This is a genomic window from Proteiniclasticum aestuarii, assembly GCF_017368455.1.
Lineage (GTDB): Bacteria > Bacillota > Clostridia > Clostridiales > Clostridiaceae > Proteiniclasticum > Proteiniclasticum aestuarii.
The window spans coordinates 224,937-233,042 of the sequence record NZ_JAFNJU010000006.1; the positions used below are offsets into that span (position 1 = coordinate 224,937).

Here is an 8,106-nt window from a genome sequence, read left to right on the forward strand (position 1 = left end):
TTGAAATTGATTAATATCAAAATATGAAAAGATAGGAGGCGAGAGTTCTATGGCAATACCAAAATATCATGAATTTATGAAACCCGTATTGGAATTATTAAAGGATAATCAAATCCATAAGCGTGTGGATATGTATAAGGTTTTAGCAATGCAGTTTCAATTAACTGAGGAAGAACTTGAAGAGTGGCTGCCAAGTGGTAAACAATTGGTTTATAAAAACAGAATAGGCTGGGCACTGACGTATCTGAAAAAAGCTAAGGTGATTGAATCACCTGCCAGAGCCAGTTTTAGAATTACTGAACTTGGACATAAAGTACTGATTGAAAACCCAGAGGTTGTGGATCAAAATTATCTCAAGAAGTTTGAAGGTTTTCAAGATTTTATAAACAGTACTTCGAACAATACACTTCTTGACAATGATATTTCTGATATTGGTAGTGACGAGTCGCCTCAAGATTTGCTGGATAGAGCTTATAAGACAATTTCTAATACTTTGGCAGATGATCTATTAACAGAAGTTATGAACCAATCACCGGATTTTTTTGAAAAACTAGTAGTGGATTTGTTGGTTTCTATGGGCTATGGTGGCAGTAAGATTGAAAATAGCCAAGTTCTTGGAAAATCTGGTGATGAAGGTATTGATGGCGTCATTAAAGAAGATAAATTAGGTTTTGACAAGATTTATATTCAAGCGAAGCGTTGGGATACTGAAAAGACAGTTGGAAGACCTGAACTGCAAAAGTTTGTTGGTGCATTAACCGGACAAGGTGCATCCAAAGGTGCTTTTATAACAACAGCAAGTTTTACGAAAGAAGCTAAAGAATATGTAAGCAAGCAACATGCTTGTAAAATTGTCTTAATTGATGGCAAATCTTTAGCCGCACTTATGGTTGAACACGATCTTGGTGTTTCAGTAGAAAATACCTATTTAATTAAAAAAATTGACACAGATTATTTTAACGGAGAATAAAACAAAATAATTTCGGCACCCCCCTATCTATTTTCGGCTTATAGATAGGGGGATTTTTTTGTATTTTTTTTCGTACACCCCCTATGATTTTTCGGCTTAATAGTGAGGGGAAAAATAATCTTGAAAAAATTTCGCCCACCCCTCGTGTTTTTTCGGCTAATAAGTGAGGGGGAAAAATTAAAATACAAAATGTATAGACCAGACCCCTCGAAAAATCGGCTTATAAGTAGAGGGGAAAAAAGGAGGTAAACAATGGAGCATGAAAATGAACTAAAACTCATCAACATGAGTGATGTTGAGGTAACAGAAGTGAAATGGTTATGGAAGCCCTATATTCCCATAGGAAAAATCACCATTATTCAAGGTGATCCTGGGGAGGGCAAGACGACCATGATTTTGGCAATTGCATCAGCTTTGACGACTGGTGCTATATTGCCTTTAAGTGAGGAGGCGTTAGAATGTAGCAATGTTATTTATCAAACAGCAGAAGATGGCTTAAGTGACACCATTAAACCAAGATTATTGGCAGCAGGTGCTGATTGTACCAAAGTAATCGTTATTGATGAAAGTCATAAGGAGCTGACTTTATCAGATAAGAGAATTGAAGAAGCCATTATGGAGACGAGTGCTCAGCTACTCATCATTGATCCCTTACAGGCTTATTTAGGTTCTGGTGTAGATATGCATAGGGCAAATGAAATTAGACCCATTTTCAAAAATCTTTCTAGTGTTGCAGAGAGGACAGGCTGTGCCATTGTCATTATTGGTCATATGAATAAGGCAGGTGGTACAAAAGGGCTTTATCGTGGGCTGGGGTCTATTGATATTACAGCTGCCGCTAGAAGTGTTCTCTTAGTAGGGCGTGTAAGAGCAGACCCAACAATTCGAGTGATGGCGCAGATTAAATCAAGCTTAGCACCTGAAGGTAAGAAAATTGCATTTAAGCTGGAAGAAGAAAATGGCTTTGCGTGGATAGGAGAATATGACATTGATCTGGATGAATTGCTTGGTGGAAGTTCAACGGAAAGCGTTCTAAAACGAGCAGAAAAGCTGATTAAAGAAGTGCTTGATGATGGTGCGAAGGCCAGTGATTATGTTGTTGAAAGAGCAAAAGAGAATCAGATTTCTCAAAGAACACTGAAAACCGCTAAAAAGAATCTTGAAGTGAAATCCATCAAAACTAAGGAAGGTTGGAAATGGCAGTTATAAAATCAAGGGTGCAAGGGGGCAATGCTTATAACCTTTGCACGCTTGCACCCTTGAAAGGCAGGTGAAGATATGTTAGGCAAATTATTTGGTGTAGAAGAAGTAAAAGCAGAATTACAAGAAGCGAGGGAAGACATCCAAGTACTTGAACATAAGCTTGAGCTCAAGGAAAAATCTATAAAGCAACTTGAAAATGCGGTGAGGATATTGGAAGAAAATATCAAATCATTGCTTGATGAAAATGACCAATTAAAGGCACGTCCAGATCATTTTGGACGATCATCAAGAGCATCTGGTGAACATATGAGACTTCTTAAAATGTATCAGTGCAATCAATTATCCTATCAGGAAATTGCAGATAAAATGACGGAGTATACCGGTGAAAAATGGTCCAAAAGCACAGTTCATTATTTGCTGACCAAGTCATAATGTTTTTATCTTCAATATCCCAAATAAATCTGAAAGCGTCTAGTTTGTTACTGGACGGCAGCTGAAGCTTGAGGATTTATTTACCCTGTTTTAACAGGGGCAAGCTTCCACTTTGTACAGCCAAAGTGTTTAAAAGTGGGCATGCCCACACCCATTTGCAGGAGGAAAATTATGAGACAGCGAAACAAGCAAATCAATATACGCGTAACAGAAAAAGATAGAACAAAAATTATTAAGTTAGCAGCTAAGAGTAGATGTAAATCATTAACGGATTATATCCTAGATAAAGCTTTAAACAAAGAAATAATCCAGTATGATTTGCATGAAATAAATGCAAGGCTATCAAAGATTGGAGGTGAGTTAAATCATTTGGTGATGTTATGTCATCAAGGAAAAATTAAATTGGTGAATCTTACAAAATACACCAAAGAACTAGAAGAGCTACAGGAGGCTCTTAAGAACATAAAATAATATGAAATGAAGATCAAGCAGGAGGGTCAGATGGAAAACTTAATGAAGTTTACAATACAGTTAGCTATGCTTTCCAGCCTGCTTGATGAAAAGATGATTTCAGAAAAGGAATTCATCAAGATCAAAGTTGAGTTGGAAAGAAAATACAAAATAAAACGAGGTTTAAGTGGCACTTAATTATATACTGTGATAAAATTAAAATGATAATTGGGAACATAGATTGATGAACTATCCGGGATTACCGGATAGTTCACTTAAAACATCAGACGGTGTCTGATGAATTGATTAATAAATTACGGAAAAGGGGGATAATGTGGAAAACAAAACAGACATTCTTATTTACCAATTGGAAGACGGAAAAACCAAAGTTGATGTAAGACTTGAAAATGAAACCGTATGGATGACACAAAAGGCGATTGCAGAACTTTATCAAACAACGCCTCAAAATATAACACTTCACATAAAAAATATTTATGAAGAAAATGAATTAGAGGAAAATTCAACTTGTAAGAATTACTTACAAGTTCAAACTGAAGGAAATAGAAGAGTTCAGAGAAATTCACGTCACTATAACCTTGAAATGATTATTGCCGTTGGATACCGTGTACGTTCTAGCAGAGGTACACAATTCAGACGATGGGCGACAGAACGATTAAATGAATACTTAGTCAAAGGCTTTACCATGGATGATGAGCGTCTTAAAGGTATGCGTAACATCGGTGATGACTATTTTGATGAACTTTTAGAGCGTATTCGTGATATTAGAGCTTCAGAAAAAAGATTTTATAAGAAAATCACAGATATTTATGCCTTATCTATAGATTATGATGGAAAATCAGAAGAAGCTAAAAAGTTCTTTGCAACGGTCCAAAACAAGCTTCATTTTGCTATTCATGGTCATACAGCAGCAGAACTTATTGAACAAAGAGCTGATGCTTCAAAAGATAATATGGGGCTTACCACTTGGAAGGGTGACAAAGTGCGTAAAGGGGATATTACCGTTGCCAAGAATTATTTGACGGAAAAAGAAATAAAATCCCTCAACCGTATTGTGACCATGTATCTAGATTATGCTGAAGATCAAGCTGAAAGACGTAATCCGATGTATATGAAGGATTGGGAGGAAAAGCTCAATGCCTTCCTAAAATTTAATGAGCGAGATATTCTTACTGGTGCAGGTACTATTTCACATGAAGTAGCTAAGGAGCTGGCTGAAAAAGAATATGAGAAGTTTAATCAAAAACGATTAACTACAGCTGAAAAAGATGATTTTGATGTGTACTTAGAAGAGCATGAATGGACACATAAGAAGTAACCCTGTTTTGATTCCGCAAAGGAAGTGATTTCATGAAAGAAGTAGAAGTTATAAAACCTAAAAAGAATAAATTTGACCGAGCATCGGGCAAAGAACTTTCAAAAATAAGAGTTGCCCCATATTGTAGAGTCAGTACTGATTCTGCTGAGCAGATGGCTAGTTATGATTCTCAAGTAGCCTATTATGAGCAGAAAATCAAAGAAAACCCTAATTGGGAATTGGCAAAAATATATTCTGATGCCGGGATTAGTGGTACGAATATAGATAAACGCCTTGGCTTTCAAGAAATGATTCGGGATGCCATGGCTGGTGAATTTGATCTTGTTATTACCAAGAGTATCTCAAGGTTTGGTAGAAATACAAAGGATGTACTGGAATATACTAGACTACTTAAAAAACATAATGTTGCGGTATTATTTGAAAAAGAAAATATTAATACCTTCTCTATGCAAGGTGAAGTTGCCATGACTGTTCTAACTTCAATAGCCCAACAAGAAAGTGAAAGTATTTCAACCAATGTCAAGATGGGTCTAAAGATGAAAATGAAGCGTGGCGAACTGGTTGGTTTTCAAGGCTGTTTAGGCTATGACTACGACAAAGAAACCAAAGAGCTTATCATCAATGAAGAAGAAGCTGAAGTTGTACGATTTATCTTTGATGCTTATAATCAAGGTAAGGGTGCTAGGCTTATTGGTAATGAACTAAAAGTAAAAGGCTATAAAACAAAAAGAGGCAGTACCAATTGGCCGGATAGTACCATTAGGGGCATATTAAAGAATGAAAAATACATGGGTGATTTACTCCTAGGGAAGACCTTTACCGTTGATCCAATTACTAAGCAGCGCCTTGACAATATGGGTGAAGAAGAAAAGTATTACATCAAAGACCACCATGAACCCATTGTCAGTAAAGAGACCTTTGAAAAAGCTCAAGCCATAAGAAATAAACGTAATTGCAACATGGAAAAAGGACGGTTAAAGCGTTATAGCAGACAGTATACTTTCAGCAGTAAAATCGAGTGTGGCTTTTGCGAAACTACTGTTGGCAGAAGAGCATGGAACTCAGGCACCAAGAATAAAAAAGTTGTGTGGCACTGTATCAAATCCAGTAAGCATGGTAAGAAACATTGTCCTGATAGCAAGGGTATACATGAAGCTGTTATTGAAGAAGCCTTTGTCAAAGTTTTTAATGAAATGTGCCAGCATAACAGAGTGATCATAGAAGAGTTTATATCAACCATTGAAAACACATTAAGTGAAAGTACCAGTAAAAAAGAGCTAACAACACTTAATAAAGAACTGAATAGGGTGGAAGAAAAAATCAAGAAGTTAATTGATCTTCATCTTGATGGTGCAATTGACCGAGAAAATTATGATAACAAGCTTCTTGAACTTAATATGGATAAAGAACGATTGATCAAAGAAACCAATGAACTTTCATTAACTGCTAGTGAAGAAAAAGAAATGAAAACAAGGCTTAAAAGCTTTAGGAAGTACTTTGATGCCAATAAGCCTCTTAAGACGTTTAATGCTGATGTCTTTGAATCTATTGTTGAGAAGATTATACTTGGGGGGATTGATGATAAAGGTCAAAAAGATCCTCATCAATTAACTTTTGTATTTAAAACTGGACCAAAATCGACGATTACTATGGGCAAAGAACCATATTCCCAATTATCACCCGACACACGTGGAGACTGTCGTACGGCTGGAAAGAAAATAGGTCAAAAGAACCCTGGAATGAGCTTTCGGAGCTGTTTCCAGGGTTTCTTATTTTGATGACTAAACTATAAATTTAATCTAAAATTGTGTACTCTAGGTTTAGGGTGTATTGAGAAATAGAATGATTGATTTATGCGGGTAAGTGTTTTGATTAATAGTTGAACCTTTTACAAAATTAATGAGTCAAAATCTTGCAATTTTATGTAGTAATGAGATTGAGCAAATGTTTGGTCCAGTGACCAAACATTCAAACTTAGCGAGACTCTTTACAAACGTTCTTTAAATAGATATAATTTAAGCACGAAAGTAATAAAGGTCAGGTGATAGAATGGATGATAAATACTTAATCATCAAGAGTATAGCTGAAAACTCAGATGGGATTGTTACAACGAAGCAGATTGAAGATGCAGGTCTTAATAGAACAATCATAAAGAATTATGTCAATCAAGATTTGCTTGTCAGAGAATCTCAAGGAATTTATACTCTATCCTCAACATTAGTGGATGAGTACAAGCTCCTTCAAATGCGCAGTGAGAAAATGGTGTTCTCCTATGGTACAGCCCTATACTTACATGGTATGTCTGATCGTGTACCACGTCTGTTGGATGTAACTATACCGCAAGGCTATAATGTGTCGAGAATCAAGAAAGATCATCCTGAAGTAAGGTTTCATTATGTAAGACATGAGTGGTGGGAAGTAGGTTTAACAAAAATACATACACCTATGGGGGCAGAAGTGATTTTATATGATAAAGAACGCTGCATATGTGACCTGATAAATCACAAAAAACATATTGATATGCAACTATATACACAAGCAATAAAGGAATATTTTAAAAGCAGTGCTGATGTGAGAAAAGTTTTGAAATACGGTAACATTTTTGGTATAGAAGAAAAAATCAGAACCTATATGGAGGTGCTCACTTGAGAAATCCGGAACAGCTAAAAGGAGTTATACGGAATATTGCAAAAGATAAAAATCTTAAACCGCATGAAGTCTTACAGATGTATTTGTTTGAAAGAATCCTAGAAAGATTATCTTTATCAAGTTACAGAAATAATTTCATATTAAAAGGTGGTCTGTTAATAGCTTCAATGATTGGTGTTGAGAGCAGAAGCACACTAGATATGGATACAACTGTGAAAAATATCTTGATGGATGATTTTGTCATTCGCGAGGCAGTTCAAGAACTGATACAAATTGACATTGAAGATGGGATAGAGTTCATGTATGAAAAAATGGAACCCATACGAGAAGATGATGAGTATAAAAATTTTCGAGTTCACTTGAAGGCAGTCTACGGTAAAATTGTTGCCCCTATGAAAATTGATATAACAACAGGAGAAATCATTACGCCATCAGCTATAGAGTATTCTTTCCGTTTGATGCTAGAGGATCGTGAAATACGTGTAATGGCTTATAATCTTGAGACAATACTAGCCGAGAAGTATGAAACTATTATTCGCAGAAATATTGGAACAACAAGGGTTAGAGATTATTATGACTTATACATGCTGTACAGGAGTAGAATATCAGAAATTAGTCGAAATGATTTTATTGATGCAGTAGGGAACACAGCCAAGCAGAGAGGGTCATTGGAACTGCTCGCAGACTGGCAAGAAATTTGTGAGGATATTAAAAAAGAAAAAACTCTAGAAATGCTTTGGATAAATTATCAAAAAGAAAATAATTATGCAGCTGATATTAGTTTTGAAGAAGTGACCAATAATATTCAGGAAGTTGCTCAATATCTAAATAATAATGATCAGTTACAAACAGAAGATAGACTATAAGAATATACCTGAAGCAGAACGTATTGTATTATGTTTAATTATATTATGGTTCTTGGTACTTCACCATATCTTTTGACCGTGTCAATTTACTGTTGGTTAATATTTAGAAAATAGACACCGTGATAATCACGCTGTTCTCAGTTTCTTAAGAAGCTTGAACATGTTGGTTCGTTTACCATATCGAGTATGGTGATATTGCT

General features: G+C 35.7%; 9 protein-coding genes. All 9 read left to right on the forward strand.

The window, feature by feature from the left end; genetic code table 11:
• Nucleotides 1–49: 49 nt before the first annotated feature.
• The 9 genes from J3A84_RS09520 (at nt 50) to J3A84_RS09560 (ending at nt 7,906) form a co-directional block, all read left to right on the forward strand.
• Nucleotides 50–970: a restriction endonuclease gene (locus tag J3A84_RS09520; protein WP_207599784.1), complete on the forward strand. Its 921-nt coding sequence runs from the start codon at nt 50–52 to the stop codon at nt 968–970.
• A 252-nt stretch (nt 971–1,222) separates the two neighbouring features.
• On the forward strand, nt 1,223–2,179 hold the full coding sequence (locus tag J3A84_RS09525) for an AAA family ATPase (RefSeq protein WP_207599785.1): 957 nt from the start codon (nt 1,223–1,225) through the stop codon (nt 2,177–2,179).
• Between the two features lie 69 nt (nt 2,180–2,248).
• Nucleotides 2,249–2,605, forward strand: coding sequence for a hypothetical protein (locus tag J3A84_RS09530; protein WP_207599786.1), 357 nt, complete (start codon nt 2,249–2,251; stop codon nt 2,603–2,605).
• Nucleotides 2,606–2,776: 171 nt separating this feature from the next.
• On the forward strand, nt 2,777–3,076 hold the full coding sequence (locus J3A84_RS09535; RefSeq protein WP_207599787.1) for a plasmid mobilization protein: 300 nt from the start codon (nt 2,777–2,779) through the stop codon (nt 3,074–3,076).
• Nucleotides 3,077–3,106: 30 nt separating this feature from the next.
• Complete coding sequence (locus tag J3A84_RS09540; protein ID WP_207599788.1) at nt 3,107–3,253, forward strand: SHOCT domain-containing protein; 147 nt, start codon at nt 3,107–3,109, stop codon at nt 3,251–3,253.
• Nucleotides 3,254–3,389: 136 nt separating this feature from the next.
• The gene (locus J3A84_RS09545) at nt 3,390–4,391 is read left to right on the forward strand and encodes a RhuM family protein (RefSeq protein ID WP_207599789.1); all 1,002 of its coding nucleotides are present in this window, start codon (nt 3,390–3,392) and stop codon (nt 4,389–4,391) included.
• Between the two features lie 32 nt (nt 4,392–4,423).
• On the forward strand, nt 4,424–6,169 hold the full coding sequence (locus J3A84_RS09550) for a recombinase family protein (RefSeq protein WP_207599790.1): 1,746 nt from the start codon (nt 4,424–4,426) through the stop codon (nt 6,167–6,169).
• Between the two features lie 271 nt (nt 6,170–6,440).
• The gene (locus J3A84_RS09555) at nt 6,441–7,040 is read left to right on the forward strand and encodes a type IV toxin-antitoxin system AbiEi family antitoxin domain-containing protein (protein WP_207599791.1); all 600 of its coding nucleotides are present in this window, start codon (nt 6,441–6,443) and stop codon (nt 7,038–7,040) included.
• On the forward strand, nt 7,037–7,906 hold the full coding sequence (locus J3A84_RS09560; protein WP_207599792.1) for a nucleotidyl transferase AbiEii/AbiGii toxin family protein: 870 nt from the start codon (nt 7,037–7,039) through the stop codon (nt 7,904–7,906). Before J3A84_RS09555 ends, J3A84_RS09560 begins: the two co-directional genes overlap by 4 nt.
• Nucleotides 7,907–8,106: the final 200 nt, after the last annotated feature.

Coding starts and splice junctions, on each gene's coding strand:
- J3A84_RS09520 (WP_207599784.1), top strand. CDS start 50: ATGGCAATACCAAAATATCATGAATTTATGAAACCCGTATTGGAATTA.
- J3A84_RS09525 (WP_207599785.1), top strand. CDS start 1,223: ATGGAGCATGAAAATGAACTAAAACTCATCAACATGAGTGATGTTGAG.
- J3A84_RS09530 (WP_207599786.1), top strand. CDS start 2,249: ATGTTAGGCAAATTATTTGGTGTAGAAGAAGTAAAAGCAGAATTACAA.
- J3A84_RS09535 (WP_207599787.1), top strand. CDS start 2,777: ATGAGACAGCGAAACAAGCAAATCAATATACGCGTAACAGAAAAAGAT.
- J3A84_RS09540 (WP_207599788.1), top strand. CDS start 3,107: ATGGAAAACTTAATGAAGTTTACAATACAGTTAGCTATGCTTTCCAGC.
- J3A84_RS09550 (WP_207599790.1), top strand. CDS start 4,424: ATGAAAGAAGTAGAAGTTATAAAACCTAAAAAGAATAAATTTGACCGA.
- J3A84_RS09555 (WP_207599791.1), top strand. CDS start 6,441: ATGGATGATAAATACTTAATCATCAAGAGTATAGCTGAAAACTCAGAT.